Genomic DNA, 18,200 nt, shown 5'->3' with positions numbered 1-18,200 from the left:
CATAACTATAGTATAGCATACATTGCCGTTCACAACAATAAATAGAGATAAAAAATCAAAAGAAATACCGCTGTTATCGCAAAAACAACCCCTGCGAAGTCAATTAACTGATAAACTCGGGATTATAGCATTAAAACTAAAAATTGCCTTAAAAATCATTGAAGAAATCTGAACTAAATTGTTCGACGAGTGAGCGCTGATTCTGAATTAGCAAGCGCTCCGCTGACTTTATCACTTTCTTTTTCTGCCACCTAGCTCAACCCCTTGTTAGCTTTGGATTTTTAGTAAGAAAGTTGGCAAGGGCAGTAAAATAAGCTAAATCATGGTATAATAAAGAATAGCTATGCTTTCTATGATTGATTTTCCTAGCCCCGTATCTGGCCTTACTTTCGAGAAAAATAGCTTTGATATTTTCTTCAAGTTCCGCTTCAGAGACTGGTTTAACAGCCTTGTAGTAATAGCTAGAACGAGGAATGTTCAACCAACGACACATGGCTGAAATGCTATAGTTGTCTTTGTTAGCAGTGATTACTTCCCTTTTCGTGCCATAATCACCGCCGCTTGCTTTAGGATATCTAGCTGCATTTCGAGTTCTTTATTACGCTTTCGGAGTTCAATCAGCTCACGCTGCTCATCTGTAAGATTATCAATAGTTTTAAAGGAACCAGTTGTTTTTGCCTGACGTACCCACTTATCGAAGGTTGATGGGGTTAACTCATATTCTTTGATAAGCTCACTTCGTTTTATCCCTGCATTGTGAAGGTCAACGATTTGTTGCTTAAAGTCATCGGTGAAGTGGCGACGTATTTTTCTAGACATAATATTCTCCTATTTTCTTTAGTGTAGAACACTTTATAAGACTGTCTAGTTTAGTGTAACCTATTCACGAATCCTATTTCATTAGCAGCTTTGACAAGACCGAGCGCTGTAGTTCCTTCTTTAGTGGTTTTGGCTAATTCTCTTAAGTGTGCCAAAGAATAGTCTGAACCGTAAAACTTAGCCACAGATGCTAGAGCTGCAACGCCACAGTCTCTGCCATCTATCTGGGGGACAAAAGTACGTTTGTATGATGCCGTTTGTAATAATCCTTTCTGTTTTGTAACACCTTTATTATGCCAGTAAAATAGATAAACTTTGTCCCTATTTCCTAAACAGTCATCGAAACGTCTTGAATGATCATCAAAAGATTACACCAAGACATGTTCTCCTTTCCTGAACGGTCGTCCAATAGACTTGAACGGTAAAAGCATTACCATTCAGGCAAGTTAAACGACTGTTCAGGCAATGAAGGATTATTTTTTCAAAAAAGAGTTATACTAAAGATGTCAAAGTTGCAACGAGATAAACGAAAAATTTAGGAGGTACTCATCATGAATACACAAACAATGAAACAATTTGAAATTATGGATACAGAAATGCTTGCTAGTGTTGAAGGTGGAGGAAAAATTGGTGGAGGTGAGGTTATGACCGCTGCATTTGCAGGCTGTGGATTAGGAGCAGCAGTTGGAGGTTTAGGCGGTTGTATTTTAGGTGCTCAGTATGGCACTGCTATTTGGACAGCTATACGTGTAGCGTAAAGGAAGAAATTATGAAAGAATTAACAGCTATTGAACTTTCTACGATTTATGGTGGAAATAAATTTTGGGGTAATGTTTTCGTTGGTGCAATGGGAGGAGCCGGTACTGGAATAGGTTTATGTACAGCTTCAGGCCCCGCTTATGTAGCATGTGTTGCGGGATTTACCGCTGCTGGAGGAGCAATTGGTGGGTGGAATACATAAATTAAGATTATATAGCATTATATTGCTGATACTCCGTTCTCTCTATTGTTTTAACTTTGTATCACTATCTTTTACAAAAGCTAATTATATTTTGCTCATACAAGTAATTGTTCTATTTGTAGTTGACTATTTATCGCGGAAATACAGTATACGAAGGCACTACAATAAATTTGATTATTTCAATATTTTTAGAAAATTATCAGCAATAGCTATATCTACGTTGGGATTGTTACTTCTTTCGAAACAGGCTATCCTAGCAGTGAATTTAATTGTTATTACTTATATTTCTATGTATCTTTCAATGCAAAATGGCTATCTAGTTTATTTGTACAGAAAAGATATCGGTAAAAATGAATAAAGTAATTGCTGTAATTTAGCCAGTTCATACGAGCTGGCTTTTTATTACTTAAGATTTACAAGAGAATTGACCTTTTGATGCAGTATACAGAAGATGTTCTTATGAAATAATTCAGCTTGATTGTTGTTCAATAACTTATCAATGTAATCGTTTAAGGCATTTCAATGACCATTAAGGGTTTAGTGCATTTTTTGAAGCAGTTTTGATATAAAATAACGGTATCAAAACTAAAGGAGCTTTAAGATGAAAAAGAAATTATTACAATTACTACTATTTAGTACCGCTTTATTGGCAACTTTTGGAGGGCATGCTGCTCTTGCGGAAAATGTCGTGGGAGTGTCATCGACAGATGAAACCACACCATCATTAGTAGAGACAACTCCTTCTGAACCAGTTATCATACCTTCGTCTAACCAATCGGTCAATAGTGAAACTGTAGCAGAAACACCTGGGGCTAATCAGGCAGATAGTAGTGAAACTGTCCAAGAAAAATCAGTAGAAGAAACAACAGCAGAGCAAGAGGCTAATGTTACTGATGCTAAAGAGATAACACCAGAAGACTATGCAGAGAATGTCGCTGATTTTAAAAAGGTAACGATTGATGAGGTTCACCAGGTCTTTACAGAGGATAACCTTGAGCACACAATCTATTTTGGTCGCGGGACATGTTCACATTGTCGTCAATTTTCTCCAGTATTAAAAGAGTTTAATGTTTTAACTGATGGGGGAATATTATAATGTAGATGGCAAGGACTTTGATGATGCGGCTAAAGCATTTTTGTATGACACTGTAGGAATTCCAGGAACGCCGACCGTTCTTTATCTCAAAAAAGGTCAATTAGTTTCAGGCTGGGTTGGAGGCGGCATTACTGCCCAACAACTTTATGATTATCTTTATCTAGGTAAAAATCCTCAGCTAGCAGAAGAAAATCAAACAGGAGAAGAGCAAACAGACACTTCATTGCCCACAGAAAAGAAAGAAAATGACACGGTAGCTACACCATCTTCTGACAATACAAGCCCAAAGGTTGCTACAGAACAAACAATTGTTAAAGAGGAAGCCAAAGATGTGAAGCAATCACTGTCTAGTATCGCAGCTCAAACCCCTCAAGGAACCGTTGCAACTACCTTAAAATCTCAATCCAGCCCACGACCCATTCCCCTAATGAATCAATCAACTGTCACAGAACGTTCTACGACTTTACCTAAAACAGGAGAAAATAGATTTAATCTTATTTCTCTTATAGGTATCGTATTATTTACCAGTGAAGTTTTATATTTTTTAAGTGATTTAATAGCGAAGAAAAAAGATATTTAATTTTCTTATTACCGAAGTATCACTCATAGGATTTTACTAAGATAATATAGTCAATTGTGAGGAATTTATAGCGGTAGTCTCCCTAAGAGAAATTTAAAAGTATCCTATAGGTAATTGAATACTCTCAAAGGTTGGACTATTAAGTAATGATAAGGACTGAATCCTATATTGAACAGGAATCGGTCCTTTTAGTTTTCCTTTGTATTAAATATTGACTCATTTTCATAATAGAGGTCTTCAAACTCGTCATAAAAAAGACTTCATCATATCGTTATCTATCATCTTTTTCATGACGAGTCTCTATTTCGAACTACTTTGTGACGTTTTGTCACAAAAATGAGGGGTTATCAATAGCTTGGTTATACTCATTGTAAGGTTATTTTCAAATTGAAAAACTAATTCTGTCCGTTGACAACTGAATAAACCAAAGTGGGACTTTCTTATTTGTTGAGCAATTTAGTATGATACGCCATGATAGGAGCGAGAAACTATCAGCTATAAAATAGATTGGTTTTCTATCTGCCATGATGACAAATAAAGATAATGATACTTCTGAACATTCAGGCTGCCAGCGACAAAGGACAGCGGGTGAGATGCCCATGATTGATGAAACCAGTCATACCCACTGAAGGACAATAAAATAAAAAGAGAGAAATGAGTATGAAAATTAAATATGTGTCTGTTGATAATAGTATAGCTGAATGGGCAGATAAGAAAGCATTATTAAAGAGATGGGAAGGACTAAATCAATACACACTGAATCGATGGTTAAGTGAAATGCGAGATCAGAAACAGTTTAGAGAATATGTGATTAACCCTACGCATAAATTAGTTTTTTATCAATTTGGAAGGATTTAAAGAGTTTGTAAGATGGAAGCAAGGGGCGGTCAAATGAAGAAAATCGTGGTATAATAGGTATTGTCAATTATTTTATTAAACATAATATAGTTTCGATTTTCTTTTAAGTTATTACAAAGAAGTTTTGATTAGAGTGGAAGAGGAATTGATTGAAACGTGTGAGGAAAAATTTGGTTTTAAATGGACGAAGCATGTAACACCGCACTCTTTTAGACACATGCACATTACTTATCTTCAAAGTGCTGGTATGGAATTGGCTATGAGGGACATTATGGAGCGTGTAGGTCATGCTAATTATGAAACTACATTCGGTTATACTCATAGACAAACTAACTCTCAAGAAAAAGCAGTGAATGCATTAAATAATTTTATTGAAAAAAATCAAATTTCTTTTTCCGCTTTAAAGTCTTGGTCTTGTAAGTATTCTCAATCACTAAATGATTGGATTGAAAATCACTATGAAAGCAAAAAAACGAATTTAAGTTTAGCAGAATTCCGAGATATAATTGGAATAAAAGAAAGCTATCTTCCAAGATATATCAATGTCAATATCCTACCAAAAATATTAAAAGATATTAAGAAATATCATTCAAATTTTGAGATTAAATGTATTCGTGAAGGAAAGCAAAAAATTATTGGGTATGAAATGGTTTGGTGAAATTAGTCTAAATTTGGTGACTTTTTGGTGACCTGATAGAATTGACAGTTTCACCTCCGTCAAAACCTTGCTATGAAAGGAATTTTAACTCTATGGCTACTATTCAGTGGTACCCAGGCCACATGTCCAAGGCTAGAAGGCAGGTCCAGGAAAATTTAAAATATGTTGATTTTGTGACTATCGTGGTGGATGCTCGTTTACCCTGGTCTAGCCAAAATCCTATGTTGACTAAAATTGTGGGTGACAAGCCCAAGCTCTTGATTTTAAATAAGGCTGATTTGGCTGATTCTGTGCGAACCAAAGAATGGTGTCACTATTTTGCAGAACAAGGCTTTATGACCTTAGCCATTAATTCTAAAGAGCAATCCACCGTCAAGAAGGTTACTGATGCTGCTAAGCTGCTTATGACAGACAAGCTTGTTAAATTGCGCGAGCGGGGTATTCAAAAAGAAACCTTACGAACCATGATTATCGGCATTCCAAACGCTGGTAAATCAACGCTCATGAATCGCCTAGCTGGCAAGAAAATTGCTGTAACGGGTAATAAACCGGGCGTTACCAAAGGTCAACAATGGCTTAAGTCAAATAAGGAATTAGAAATTTTGGATACGCCTGGTATTCTTTGGCCTAAATTCGAAGAAGAGAGTGTGGGCCTAAAGCTGGCTTTGACTGGTGCGATTAAGGATCAATTGTTGCCGATGGACGAGGTGACTATCTTTGGGCTTGAGTATTTTCAGCAGCATTATCCAGAGCGTTTATCGAGACGCTTTAAAGGAATCAATCTGGCCTTAGAAGCGCCAGAAATGATTATGACAATGACTGAAAAATTAGGTTTTCGTGATGATTATGATCGCTTCTACCAGTTATTTGTCAAGGAAGTGCGTGATGGTAAGTTAGGAACTTATACGCTGGATGTCTTAGGAGATGTTGATGGCAACGATTAAGGAAATTGAGCAAAGGCTAGCGACCATTGAGACTTTAGATGATTCGCACTGGGCTGATTTTCTGCAGGATAAGCGTGTCGGCGTGCAAAGGGCTATTCGAAAACGGCAAAAAGCCATTGCTGCTAAGCAGGCTGAGACTGCTCGCTTGGAGTTGATGCTGCGCCATGAGCGTGCACTCTACCAGCAAGGTGTTGAGTGGATTGCAGGTATTGATGAAGTCGGGCGGGGCCCCTTGGCTGGTCCGGTTGTGGCAGCGGCAGTTATCTTGCCCAAAGACTGTTCTATTCAAGGACTCAATGATTCTAAGCAAATTCCAAAGCATAAGCATCGTGCTTTTTATCAAGCCATCATGGACCAGGCTTTAGCTGTCGGTTTAGGTCTAAAAGACAATCAGACGATCGATCGGGTCAATATTTATGAAGCAACAAAATTAGCCATGCTAGATGCTGTTGCTCACTTATCCATCCAACCGCAGCATCTTTTGATTGATGCTATGACTTTAGATCTTCCCATACCACAAACTAAACTTATCAAGGGTGATGCTAATTCCTTATCTATAGCGGCAGCTTCAATAGTTGCCAAGGTCGTCAGGGACGAAATAATGGTAAACTACAATGCTATCTACCCGGGCTATGCCTTTGATCAAAATGCCGGTTATGGCACCAGGGCTCACTTGGAGGGGCTTGCGCAACTTGGCCTTACTCCGATTCACCGCCAGAGCTTTGAACCAATTAAGTCGCTGCTTAAGCATGCTACAAAAGGAGAAAGCGATGACTGAAAAAGAGAAGATGTTAGCTGGAGATTTATACGATGCTAGCGATCCCCAATTGCAGGCTGAGCGCCAACAGGCACGCCAGCTGATGCAGCAATTTAATCAGGAACAAGAGGGAGCTAAGCGCAGCGCATTGTTAAAATCATGGTTTGGGGCAACGGGTCAAGTAGTAGATATAGAACCTCCTTTGGCTTGTGATTATGGTAGTAATATTTATATTGGCAACCATTTCTATGCTAATGTCAACCAAACGTTTTTAGATGTTTGTGAGATTCGTATTGGTGATTATTGTCTGTTTGGCCCTAACTGTCAGCTCTTAACCCCACTTCATCCCCTTGATCCGATTGAGCGGCGGTCTGGTGTAGAGTATGGGGCTCCTATCTCAATTGGCAATAATGTCTGGTTAGGTGGTGGGGTGACAATCTTACCAGGAGTTACTTTAGGCGATAATGTTGTCGTTGGAGCTGGCAGTGTGGTGACCAAATCCTTTTCAGAAAATCTAGTGATTGCTGGTAATCCAGCACGAGTCATTAAAAGTATCGGGAATAAGAAATCTCAGTAATAGAGAGACTTAGGACAAGCACCCTGAGTTTCTTTTGGTCTAACCTATTGAAAGTTTCGCTTAAAATATTGTCGCGCAAGCGGACTTTAAATAGAGGTTACTTAGTCAACCTTTATGGTTTTATTAAATAATGTAGTGACAACACTATTGTTTTTGGGGAAGAAGTGACCATATTCAAATTGAAAAAATGTTTTATTTGTTTTGACTGATTTGCTTCAGTCTTTTTTGCTTTTTTTGAAAACAAACATGCTTATAAAAATTGCTGGAGTACATTGATAGATTCTCTATTGCTTAAAGCTGCAAAGTTGCTTTTATGAGTTGAACAGCTTTGTTACCTTTTGTTTTTTTCTTTTTTGCCTTAGGGTTACAACACTGAGGCTCGTTTTTAATTAACTTTTGAGTATTTTCTGGAATTCAAAGGATTTTTAAATCAAAAATATGAGATGATAGCAATGTACTCAATTTTTTTGAGTATAAACAAGACCTATAAGGAGGCAGTAATGAAACAGTATTTAACTGTTCCGGTGCTGGGAGCAGTATTGTTTGTATTAACTCTCTCTTCTTTGGTTATTGGCGTTAAGTCAATACCAATAGATCAGTTGGGACACTTGTCGGAGTCTCAACTACATATTCTGTTAAGTAGTCGCCTACCAAGAACTATAAGTCTTATTGTGGCAGGAGCTGGCTTGTCTATATGTGGCTTACTCATGCAACAATTAACACAGAATCGCTTTGTCTCACCTACAACGGCTGGCACAATGGAGTGGGCAAAGTTAGGCATTGTGTTAACCTTGATTTTTTTCAAGGCGCATCTTTGATTGTTCAGTTAGCCTTTGCGATTTTGTTTACCATTCTTGGGACTTTATTTTTATTTTAATTTTAAAAGCGATTACATTCCAAGGTCAAGCCTTTATTCCTTTGATTGGATTATTGCTTGGTCAAGTAGTAGGGGCATTTACTTTGTTTTTGGAATCGTGGTTTCAGGTGCTGCAGTCTGTGACGAGTTGGTTGCAAGGAAATTTTGCCTTAGTGACTAGCCATCGCTATGAACTCTTATTTCTTGCGGTGCCCTGCTTAATCGCTATTTATGTTTTTTCCTATCATTTCACAATTGTGGGGTTAGGGGAGACTTTTGCTCATAATTTAGGGATAGCTTATCAACGAGTGATTCTTTTTGGGCTTATTTTAGTAGCTATTGTGACGGCCACAATTGTGATTATTGTAGGTAGCATTCCTTTTTTGGGATTAATTGTTCCCAATGTTATTCGTTTAAGTAAAGGAGATTATTTGGCTAGTCATTTAGGATTAACTGCCTTGTTAGGAGCTGTTACCCTGATGTTTTGTGATTTTGTTGGTCGCTTGATTATTTTCCCCTATGACATTCCTATTGGTTTGACCTTGGGAGTTTTAGGCAGTCTCTTTTTCTTGCGCCTGATGACTCAAAGCGAGGTTAGTAGGGGATGAAATTGCAGCTTGAAAAGCAAAAAATACTTGGTCTTGGCATAATCTTACTTACGCTAACCTTAGTTTTCTTTTTGTATGGTCTTCCGCTAGGAGCCAATCGTTTTTTACTGCTTTATTACTTAAAAACACGCTATCTTAAATTTGTAGCACTCCTTTTAATTGGCATTTGTATCGGCACGTCCTCTTTGATTTTTCAAACGATTACTGCTAATAGACTTTTAACCCCGGCTATTGTTGGTTTGGATAGTTTATTTATTTTTATTCAGACGTTGCAAATGGCAATCCTAGGTAGCCAAAAACTCTTAACCACTGGGCCCTTATCACTTTTTGTATGCTCCTTAGTGGCGATGTTGTTCTTTGCCTGTGTCCTATTTGGTTCTTTTTTCAAGGAGCAACACCTTTCCCTATATTTTGTTTTGCTTGTTGGTCTTATTTTTAATACCTTATTTACATCACTGGCAAAATTTATTCAGGTCATTATGGATCCAAATGAGTTTTTGGTTTTGCAAAGTCACTTGTTTACGAGTTTTAATGCCCTTAATGCTTCTATAATGGGACTGGCTTGGGTATTGGTTGGTATAAGTTTTTTGCTCAATTATCGTCTCTTTGCTCAATTAGATGTCTTGTTATTAGGAAGCGAGCAGGCTAAATCCTTAGGAGTTGCTTATGATCGCTTGGTGAGACAAGCATTCTTATGGGTTGCGCTTTTGGTGGCAATCGCTACCGCTTTGGTAGGGCCGATCACTTTTTTAGGTTTGGTAGTTGTTCATCTCACCTATCAAATGTTTCCTAACTACCGCCATACTATCCGGGTACCAATGGCAATCCTTATTTGTATCATAGCTTTGCTGATCGGACAAATAAGTGTTCAATACGTCTTAAAGCTTGCAGTACCCCTACCTGTTTTACTTAATTTCCTAGGTGGGAGTTACTTCATTATCTGTCTTATTAAGGAGAATAAGCGGTGATTGAAACCTTTAATTTAACCAAATCTTACGGAACAAAAACAGTACTCAAAAATATTACAACTGTCATTCCAAAAGGCCAAGTGACTGCTATTGTGGGACCAAATGGCTCGGGCCAAAGCACTTTTTTAGCCTGTATAAGCCGCTTGCAAAAGGCTGAGCAAGGAGAGATTTATCTGGATGGAAAATCTCTCGCTGAGTTTTCTGCGCAAGCATTTGCTAAAAAACTCGCCATTTTACGGCAAGCCAATCATCTCAATCTCACAATAACTGTTGAAGAATTAGTAGTTTTTGGACGTTTTCCACATTCTCGAGGAAAATTAAGCACAGCTGATCAAGCGAAGATTAATCAAAGTTTGACTGATATGTCCTTAGCAGATTTAAAAACGACTTATATTTCGCATTTAAGTGGAGGACAATTGCAAAGAGCTCTGATTGCCATGACCATGGCTCAAGACACAGATTATCTCTTGTTGGATGAGCCCTTAAATAATTTAGATTTAAAGCATGCCATCGATATTATGACAATACTACAAGGATATGCCCAAAAAAATGGCAAAACAGTAGTAGTTGTTATTCATGACATCAATTTTGCCTCAATCTACGCCGACACTATCATCGCTTTTAAAGAAGGTTTGATCCATGCACAAGGTCAAACAAAAGACATTATGACGGAGACGACTCTATCAGAATTATTCGAATTGCCAATCCGAATTGAAACAATAAATGGCAAACGCGTCAGCATTTTTCATTAAAGAGCACTTAGGGCAGGTTTGTTCAGCACCACAGACTAATTGCCAAGTGCAAACTACAGATATTGGAGTATTTCCTATGAGCAAAAAAAAGTTTTCTTGCTTTTGTCGCATTTTTAGCATTGCTATTTTCCTACCAGACTAGTTTAGCGAGTGAAAAGAGCAAAACAGTTACCATTCAAAATAATTATACGGCCTATCTGAAAAAGGAAAAACGAGGGTAGCCTGATAATCAAAAAGCCATTACAGAGCAACTGAAGGTTCCCTATAAACCCAAAAAGGTTATCGTTTTTGATATGGGAGCTTTAGATACGTTGACTGCACTAGGTGTGGAAAAATCAGTTGCTGGTATTCCTAAGGGCCAAAACGCCGTTAATCTTTTGCCTGATAATCTAAAGAAAATCTATCAAAAAGATGCCTTTCAAAATGTTGGTAGTCTATTTGAACCTAATTTTGAAACGATTGCAAGCATTCAACCAGAAATTATCTTCCTTGGCGCACGGATGGCTTCAGTCGATAATTTGACAAAATTAAAAGAAGCTGCTCCTAAAGCGGCAATTGTCTATGGTGGTATTGATGCTAAAAAGCCATTTGATCAAGCAGTTGAAGAGCGTTTGGAGATGTTTGGTCGGATTTATGGGAAAAAGAAGAAGGCAAAAGCTTACCAAAAGAAACTGACACTTTCCTTAAAACGTCTTAAGAAAAGTGTAAAGGCTAAGAAAAACCCAACGGCCTTGTTTGTTATGGCAAATAGCGCAGAGCTCTTGACACAGTCGCCTGCTGGCCGTTTTGGCTGGATTTACCAGGTAGCTGGTTTTGTTCCTGTCAATAAAGAAGAAAAGCTAAGCTAAGCACCCATGGCTCACCCGTTTCATATGAATATATTTCTGAAAAGAATCCTGATTATTTATTTGTGCTTGATCGCGGAGCGACCCTCGGGCAAGCAGCCTCGGCAAAGAAATTGTTAGCAAATGATGTTATCAAAGAAAGCAAAGCCGTTAAACTAAAGCATGTTCATGAAGTTGATGGACGCGATTGGTATATTAATGCAGGTGGTATTCGAGTAACGTTACGGATGATTGCAGACCTTCAAGATTTCCTTGATAAAAATTAAAGCTAAGAAACTGAACTTTCAGTTTCTTTTTTCGAATAAGTAAGTTGGAGGAAGATTGATGAATAATTTTGAACTCTTTAAATTAAAGGCTGCTGGATTGAAAAATCAGCAGATTTTAAACATCATTGCTTATCGAAAAAAACATAAAACACCTTTATCTGTTCGTAATATGGCTGTGGTTGCCCAATGTCAAGATCCTATCATCTTTATTGAAAACTATAAAGGGCTTGAACTGACAAGCTTACGCCGGTCCTTTTTGAAATATCCAAGTTTTTCTATCCTTGATGATTGTTATCCTCTAGCCTTGCGTGAAATTTATCAACCTCCGGTTTTACTCTTTTATCAAGGGAATCTTCAATTATTGGAAAAACCTAAATTAGGAGTTGTAGGGTCACGTAAAGCTTCAGAAGAAGGCATTAAGGCTACTGCTAAATTAGTTGGTGAGGTGGCTAACCGTTTAGTTATTGTAAGTGGACTTGCACGAGGTATTGATACGCAGGCTCATTTAGCTAGCATTCGACATAAAGGACAAACAATTGGCGTCATTGGTTGCGGCTTTGATCATTATTATCCAAAAGAAAACCGTCGCTTGCAATCTTATCTTGCATCCCATCACTTAGTTTTGACGGAATATGCACCAGATGAGCCGCCGCTGGCTTATCATTTTCCAGAGCGTAACCGGATTATTGCCGGTCTATCTAGAGGTGTATTAGTAGTAGAAGCCAAGTATCGGTCAGGCAGTCTCATCACGTGCCAGCAAGCCTTGGATGAAGGACGAGATGTATTTGCGGTTCCGGGTAATATTTTAACCGGTTATTCCGAAGGATGCCATCAGCTAATAAAAGATGGGGCAAAGTGCGTAACGACGGGCTTAGACATACTTTCTGAGGTCTTTTAGTTAGCAACTTTCTTCCTATATGATATTTTTTTATTGACAGTTATGAAAAAATGGTTTATTATTCTAGAAGCTTTAAGCAAAATGTAATAGGAAGTGTATCTGATTGGTTACAACAAAAACAAGGAAGACTAAAACAACCGCAAAAAAAGCAACCGCAAAGAAGAAAAGTACCACTACAAAGAAAAATTTAGTTATCGTTGAATCGCCTGCTAAGGCAAAAACAATTGAAAAGTATTTAGGACGACAGTATAAGGTTGTAGCTTCTGTTGGACATATTCGTGATCTAAAAAAATCATCAATGTCAATTGACTTTGAGGATAATTATAAGCCAGAATATATCAACATTCGAGGTAAAGGACCACTAATCAATTCTTTAAAAAAAGAAGCTAAAAATGCTAAAAAAGTATATCTTGCCAGTGACCCGGACCGAGAAGGTGAAGCGATTTCTTGGCACCTATCACATATTTTGGGATTAGCAGAAGATGATGATAATCGGGTTGTTTTCAATGAGATTACAAAAGATGCAGTAAAAAATGCTTTTAAAGAGCCACGCAAAATTGATATGGATTTAGTGGATTCGCAACAAGCCAGGCGCGTGCTGGATCGAATTGTTGGTTACTCCATATCACCAATCCTATGGAAAAAAGTAAAAAAAGGCTTATCAGCTGGTCGTGTCCAATCCGTAGCTCTCAAGCTCATTATAGATCGTGAAAATGAGATTAAAGCCTTTAAACCAGAAGAATATTGGACAATTGATGGTCAGTTTAAAAAAGGCAATAAGAAGTTTCAAGCTAATTTCTATGGAGTTGACGGAAAAAAACAAAAATTAACCTCCAATGATGAGGTTAAAGCTATTTTAAGTCGGCTGCATTCAGACATATTTGATGTCACTTCTGTTGAGAAAAAAGAACGTCGGCGCAATGCACCCCTGCCTTATACAACTTCGTCACTACAACAGGATGCTGCTAACAAAATTAATTTTCGAACACGAAAAACGATGATGGTTGCTCAGCAATTATACGAAGGTATCAGCTTAGGAAACAATGGGACACAAGGTTTGATAACCTATATGCGTACCGATTCTACTCGGATTAGCCCAGTCGCCCAAAATGAGGCTGCCGCCTTTATTAATGAGCGGTTTGGTGAACAATACTCTAGGCATAGCAATCGCGTTAAAAATTCTAACAGTGCTCAAGATGCCCATGAAGCGATTCGTCCCTCAAGTGTTAAGCTTACACCAGATGCTATTGCTAGGTATTTAAACAAAGATCAACTAAAGCTCTATACCCTTATTTGGAATCGCTTTGTTGCAAGTCAGATGACAGCAGCTGTTTTTGATACAGTCAAAGTTACCCTCGAGCAAAATAAAGTTATGTTTGTGGCTAATGGCAGCCAAATTAAATTTAACGGTTATATGGCCGTTTACAATGATTCCGATAAAAACAAGGTTCTGCCTGAAATGGCTGTTGGCGATGAGGTCAAAAAAATTCTGACCACACCAGAGCAGCACTTTACTCAGCCACCAGCACGCTTTTCTGAAGCAAGTCTCATAAAAACACTAGAAGAAAATGGTGTCGGACGGCCGTCTACTTATGCACCAACACTAGAAGTTATTCAAAAACGTTACTATGTGAAGTTGGCTGCTAAGCGGTTTGAACCCACGGAGTTGGGTGAAATTGTGAATAAACTGATCACCGAATTTTTTCCAAATATTGTTGATGTCACTTTTACAGCAGAGATGGAAGCCCAACTTGATCAGGTAGAACTTGGTAAAGTGAAGTGGCAAGAAATTATTGATCAATTCTATCAACCATTTACCAAGGAATTGTCCGTAGCCGAAGAAGAAATGGAAAAAATAACCATCAAAGATGAGCCAGCAGGTTTTGACTGTGATGTCTGTGGTCATCCAATGGTTATTAAACTTGGTCGTTATGGTAAATTTTATGCTTGTAGTAATTTTCCCGAGTGCCATAATACCAAAGCCATTACAAAGGAAATCGGGGTAACCTGTCCGCTATGCCATAAGGGACAAGTTATTGAGCGTAAGACAAAACGAAATCGTATTTTTTATGGTTGTGATCGCTATCCAGAATGTGAATTCACCTCATGGGATCTTCCAGTAGGGCGCAACTGTCCAAAATCTGGAGACTATTTAGTGGAAAAGAAAATTCGCGGTGGCGGCAAGCAGGTTGTTTGTAGTAATGAAGCTTGTGATTATCAGGAGGCTAAGATTAAGTAAAACCTCTCACCTCATTACAGCAACATGGAGTAAAAACATTACAAGCAAACGATTTATCTGCAAAGTCGCCATCATCCAAGTCACCCAGATTGAAGAAGGACTTTTTAAGGGTAATTCTTCAATCTTTTTGATTAGTAAACTGAAGATCTAATAGCAGCAGTCTTAGCTTTTGAAAGTTGCCAGCTGTCAACTATTCACATGCAAAAAAGTAGTCATTGTTCCCTTTAAGATTAGTTGAGAAGTAAACCCATTTTGTCCGCCTGAGTAAGCTCAAACTAACTTGCTTAGTGAGTCAATGAAATGAATTGATTGGATCGTTCTTGGCCAGTTTTAGAAAATGCTCCGCAGAGGTTAATAAATCTATCTTATCTAAAGTAGACCACTGAAAAAGTCTGTTATAAAGGACTTCAAAGGTTTTGTCTGTTATAACGGCCTTTCACGATTTTATCTGTTATAATAGACTTTTCTTGATTTGTCTGTTATAATGGACTTTGTGAGGTAGAGATTATGTTTATTGCTCTTATTGCAGATATTGTCGCTTCGAAGCAGTTGGCCAACCGACAGCAGTTTCAAGCAGCTCTTATCCAAACCTTAGAAAGACTTAATAAGGATTACACCCAGTGGTTGGTGTCACCTTTTACTGTGACATTAGGGGATGAATTTCAGGCTCTTTTTGTGCGAGAAGTTCCCATTTTTGAGATTATTGACCAATTAAACCGATATTTAGCCCCCGTTACCATACGTTATGGCATTGGCGTTGGCGACATTTTAACCACCATTAATAGTAGCATCAGTCTGGGTGCCGATGGTCCAGCATACTGGCACGCGCGACGCGCCATTCAATATATCCACCAAAAAAACGACTATGGCAACACACAAGTACGTATCAGTGGAGAGGAAAAGGACGTTTATGAGACCATCAACACCTTGCTTGCAGCTGGTGAGGCCATTAAGTCCAACTGGCGATCTAGTCAAGAAGAACTCTTAGTGCAACTGCTGGAGCATAAGGACTATAGTGAACATTTTAATCAACAGGATTTAGGTCGAGCCTTACATTTACAGCCTAGCGCCTTATCCAAACGCCTAAAAAGTAGTAATTTAAAAGTCTATCTTAGAACTCGCCATCAAGCCCAAAACCTAATTCCAAAAGGAGTGGACCCATAACGATTAGTATTTCGCAGTATTTGGGGACACATCCCCTGCTAACATGTTATTTCATTTGTCATTTTCTTTCTGATTTTCAATGGCAAAGCCAACACCTTGCTGATAAAAAGGGCACTCAGTTAGCGGCTCTGGGCAAGCACATCCTTATTGTCGCCTTACCATTGGTAGCTCTAAGCCTCTGGCAGCCCCAGACTTGGCTGATCACTCTGCTTATTATAATAAGTCATGGTCTCATTGATTTTAGTAAGCCAAGAGTGATGCAGTGGGCAAAGCTCTCACCAAGGCTAGCTTTTACCATTGATCAGGGCTTACATTTAGCGATTATTATCTTCCTAAGCTCTTATTTGCGGGAAATAAGTAGTCGCCCTATGATTTTCCAATTGTATTTGCTTAACCTGATTTTGTTTCTGGTGCTTATCACCAAGCCGACCAATATCGCTTTTAAGATCTGGTTTGATAAGTATCAACCCCTTCATTACACTAGGGAAGAAACGATTGCTGGGGCTGGTGCGACGATTGGTAATCTTGAGCGAATGATGATTGGAATCTGCCTATTTTTAGGGCAATATGCCACTATAGGGCTGGTTTTTACGGCAAAATCAATTGCCCGATACAATAAAATTTCAGAGAACCCTTCCTTTGCAGAATATTATTTAATTGGTTCTTTGTTTAGTATGCTAGGCGTCTTTTTTGCAGCCTGTGTAACTTTGATATAACATAACTATATTTATGTAAAAAAACATCTGTGCACAGCCTTCGCAAATTTCTGCTATAATAACACTATCTAAAATAGAAAGATTTGAGGGAGTTAGATTTTATCTGTTGTTTGACAGTTGTTTAACTCCCAAAGAGGTATTAGTTCATGTCTCAATCTTACATTAATGTTATTGGTGCCGGTTTGGCTGGTTCTGAAGCAGCCTACCAAATCGCCAAACGTGGCATTCCAGTTAAACTTTATGAAATGCGCGGAGTCAAAGCAACTCCTCAGCATAAAACAACGCAGTTTGCAGAATTGGTCTGCTCTAATTCTTTTCGTGGTGATTCTTTGACCAATGCTGTTGGCCTGCTCAAAGAAGAAATGCGTCGTCTTGATTCCATTATTATGCGAAATGGTGAGGCTCACCGCGTACCTGCTGGAGGCGCTATGGCTGTTGACCGAGAAGGTTACTCCCAAGGTGTAACAGCAGAATTGACGAATCATCCCTTAATCACGATTGTGCGTGAGGAAATAACTGAAATTCCAGATGATGCTATTACTGTGATTGCTACTGGTCCATTAACTAGCGATAGCTTAGCAGCCAAGATCCACGCACTTAATGGCAATGAGGGTTTTTATTTCTACGATGCGGCAGCGCCGATTGTTGATAAAAGTACCATTGATATGGATAAAGTTTACCTTAAGTCTCGTTACGATAAGGGCGAAGCGGCTTATTTAAACTGTCCTATGACCAAGGAAGAATTTATGGCTTTTCATGATGCCTTGACGTCAGCTGAGGAAGCCCCGCTGAATGCTTTTGAAAAGGAAAAATATTTTGAAGGTTGCATGCCCATTGAAGTTATGGCTAAACGTGGGATTAAAACGATGCTTTATGGTCCAATGAAGCCGGTTGGTTTAGAGTATCCAGATGATTATCGTGGGCCTCGTGATGGTGACTTTAAAACACCCTATGCGGTAGTCCAATTACGCCAAGATAATGCTGCAGGTTCTCTATATAATATGGTTGGTTTTCAGACCCATCTAAAATGGGGTGAACAAAAACGAGTGTTTCGTATGATTCCCGGACTAGAAAATGCAGAGTTTGTGCGTTATGGTGTTATGCATCGCAATTCTTATATGGATTCGCCAAATTTATTGACACCAACGTTTGCTAGTCGGCAAAATCCTAACCTGTTCTTTGCCGGGCAAATGACAGGGGTAGAAGGTTATGTCGAGTCAGCAGCCAGTGGTTTAGTAGCTGGTATCAATGCAGCGCGTCGTTTTAAGCATGAAAGCGAGATTGTTTTTCCTGAAACAACAGCAATTGGAGCTTTGCCGCACTATATTACGCATACTGATAGTAAGCATTTCCAGCCAATGAATGTTAATTTTGGCATCATTAAAGCGCTGGAAGGACCACGCATTCGTGATAAGAAGGAACGCTATGAGGCTATTGCTGAGCGTGCTTTGAATGATTTAGAAGCCTATCGGGCTTATTAATATAAGAAGAAAGGTTCTGAATAAGAACCTTTCTCAGATTGAAGACAAACTGGTCTAAACCTCCAGTTTGTCTTTTCTTTTACTTTCATTATGCTGATTGGAATAACTTTGACAAATTTCAGGCAAACTAAAAAGGCTATCCTAGCCATTATCTTAC

At 38.6% G+C, this 18,200-nt stretch carries 15 protein-coding genes and 5 pseudogenes; 18 read left to right on the top strand and 2 right to left on the bottom strand.

The genetic code is table 11. The features are described 5' to 3' along the window. Window positions 1–358: 358 nt before the first annotated feature. A pseudogene (locus GWD08_RS07695) lies at window positions 359–819 on the bottom strand (transposase); the annotation flags it as partial. A 59-nt stretch (window positions 820–878) separates the two neighbouring features. Continuing rightward, window positions 879–1,070, bottom strand: a pseudogene (locus tag GWD08_RS07690) (cysteine peptidase family C39 domain-containing protein); the annotation flags it as partial. Window positions 1,071–1,370: 300 nt separating this feature from the next. Between GWD08_RS07690 and GWD08_RS07685 the strand changes: the two are divergent. From GWD08_RS07685 to trmFO, 18 genes and pseudogenes are all read left to right on the top strand, one after another. After that, window positions 1,371–1,577 carry a Blp family class II bacteriocin gene (locus tag GWD08_RS07685; protein WP_159565070.1) on the top strand — a complete coding sequence of 69 codons (207 nt, stop codon included), beginning with the start codon at window positions 1,371–1,373 and terminating at the stop codon, window positions 1,575–1,577. Window positions 1,578–1,588: 11 nt separating this feature from the next. Next, entirely contained in the window at window positions 1,589–1,780 is a 192-nt protein-coding gene (locus tag GWD08_RS07680; RefSeq protein WP_159565068.1) for a bacteriocin, read from the top strand. A gap of 601 nt (window positions 1,781–2,381) precedes the next feature. Beyond that, the gene (locus GWD08_RS07675; RefSeq protein WP_159565066.1) at window positions 2,382–2,876 is read left to right on the top strand and encodes a thioredoxin domain-containing protein; all 495 of its coding nucleotides are present in this window, start codon (window positions 2,382–2,384) and stop codon (window positions 2,874–2,876) included. Then, a complete protein-coding gene (locus GWD08_RS07670; protein ID WP_159565064.1) occupies window positions 2,860–3,456 on the top strand; it encodes an LPXTG cell wall anchor domain-containing protein in 597 nt (198 codons plus the stop codon). Before GWD08_RS07675 ends, GWD08_RS07670 begins: the two co-directional genes overlap by 17 nt. 660 nt (window positions 3,457–4,116) lie before the next feature. Further along, window positions 4,117–4,351: pseudogene (locus GWD08_RS07665) on the top strand (DNA-binding protein). A 96-nt stretch (window positions 4,352–4,447) separates the two neighbouring features. Then, window positions 4,448–4,972: a replication initiation protein gene (locus tag GWD08_RS07660; RefSeq protein WP_231700348.1), complete on the top strand. Its 525-nt coding sequence runs from the start codon at window positions 4,448–4,450 to the stop codon at window positions 4,970–4,972. 92 nt (window positions 4,973–5,064) lie between these two features. Then, on the top strand, window positions 5,065–5,916 hold the full coding sequence (ylqF, locus tag GWD08_RS07655; protein WP_159548218.1) for a ribosome biogenesis GTPase YlqF: 852 nt from the start codon (window positions 5,065–5,067) through the stop codon (window positions 5,914–5,916). After that, complete coding sequence (locus GWD08_RS07650) at window positions 5,903–6,694, top strand: ribonuclease HII (RefSeq protein ID WP_159565062.1); 792 nt, start codon at window positions 5,903–5,905, stop codon at window positions 6,692–6,694. Before ylqF ends, GWD08_RS07650 begins: the two co-directional genes overlap by 14 nt. After that, window positions 6,687–7,250, top strand: coding sequence for a sugar O-acetyltransferase (locus GWD08_RS07645; RefSeq protein WP_159545585.1), 564 nt, complete (start codon window positions 6,687–6,689; stop codon window positions 7,248–7,250). Before GWD08_RS07650 ends, GWD08_RS07645 begins: the two co-directional genes overlap by 8 nt. Before the next feature lie 500 nt (window positions 7,251–7,750). Beyond that, window positions 7,751–8,714, top strand: a pseudogene (locus GWD08_RS07640) (ABC transporter permease). Beyond that, window positions 8,711–9,682 (top strand): iron chelate uptake ABC transporter family permease subunit, encoded by a 972-nt coding sequence (locus tag GWD08_RS07635; protein ID WP_159565060.1) that lies wholly within the window; start codon window positions 8,711–8,713, stop codon window positions 9,680–9,682. The pseudogene GWD08_RS07640 and the gene GWD08_RS07635 overlap by 4 nt, the downstream one beginning before the upstream one ends. Next, on the top strand, window positions 9,679–10,434 hold the full coding sequence (locus GWD08_RS07630; protein WP_159565058.1) for an iron ABC transporter ATP-binding protein: 756 nt from the start codon (window positions 9,679–9,681) through the stop codon (window positions 10,432–10,434). The genes GWD08_RS07635 and GWD08_RS07630 overlap by 4 nt, the downstream gene beginning before the upstream one ends. A 119-nt stretch (window positions 10,435–10,553) precedes the next feature. Next, window positions 10,554–11,545: pseudogene (locus tag GWD08_RS07625) on the top strand (siderophore ABC transporter substrate-binding protein). Between the two features lie 58 nt (window positions 11,546–11,603). After that, a complete protein-coding gene (gene dprA, locus GWD08_RS07620; protein ID WP_159560050.1) occupies window positions 11,604–12,443 on the top strand; it encodes a DNA-processing protein DprA in 840 nt (279 codons plus the stop codon). A gap of 103 nt (window positions 12,444–12,546) precedes the next feature. Beyond that, complete coding sequence (topA, locus tag GWD08_RS07615) at window positions 12,547–14,682, top strand: type I DNA topoisomerase (RefSeq protein ID WP_159565056.1); 2,136 nt, start codon at window positions 12,547–12,549, stop codon at window positions 14,680–14,682. A gap of 504 nt (window positions 14,683–15,186) precedes the next feature. Next, window positions 15,187–15,846, top strand: a complete 660-nt coding sequence (locus GWD08_RS07610; RefSeq protein ID WP_159565074.1) for a SatD family protein — start codon at window positions 15,187–15,189, stop codon at window positions 15,844–15,846. Next, complete coding sequence (locus GWD08_RS07605) at window positions 15,843–16,562, top strand: DUF3307 domain-containing protein (RefSeq protein WP_159565072.1); 720 nt, start codon at window positions 15,843–15,845, stop codon at window positions 16,560–16,562. The genes GWD08_RS07610 and GWD08_RS07605 overlap by 4 nt, the downstream gene beginning before the upstream one ends. Before the next feature lie 146 nt (window positions 16,563–16,708). Further along, window positions 16,709–18,043 (top strand): methylenetetrahydrofolate--tRNA-(uracil(54)-C(5))-methyltransferase (FADH(2)-oxidizing) TrmFO, encoded by a 1,335-nt coding sequence (gene trmFO, locus GWD08_RS07600; RefSeq protein WP_159548204.1) that lies wholly within the window; start codon window positions 16,709–16,711, stop codon window positions 18,041–18,043. The last annotated feature ends 157 nt before the right edge of the window (window positions 18,044–18,200 follow it).

This window comes from Streptococcus halichoeri (assembly GCF_009870755.1).
GTDB lineage: Bacteria > Bacillota > Bacilli > Lactobacillales > Streptococcaceae > Streptococcus > Streptococcus halichoeri.
Note: the sequence above shows the minus strand (reverse complement) of the source record. Positions and strands in the feature narration are given on the sequence as shown.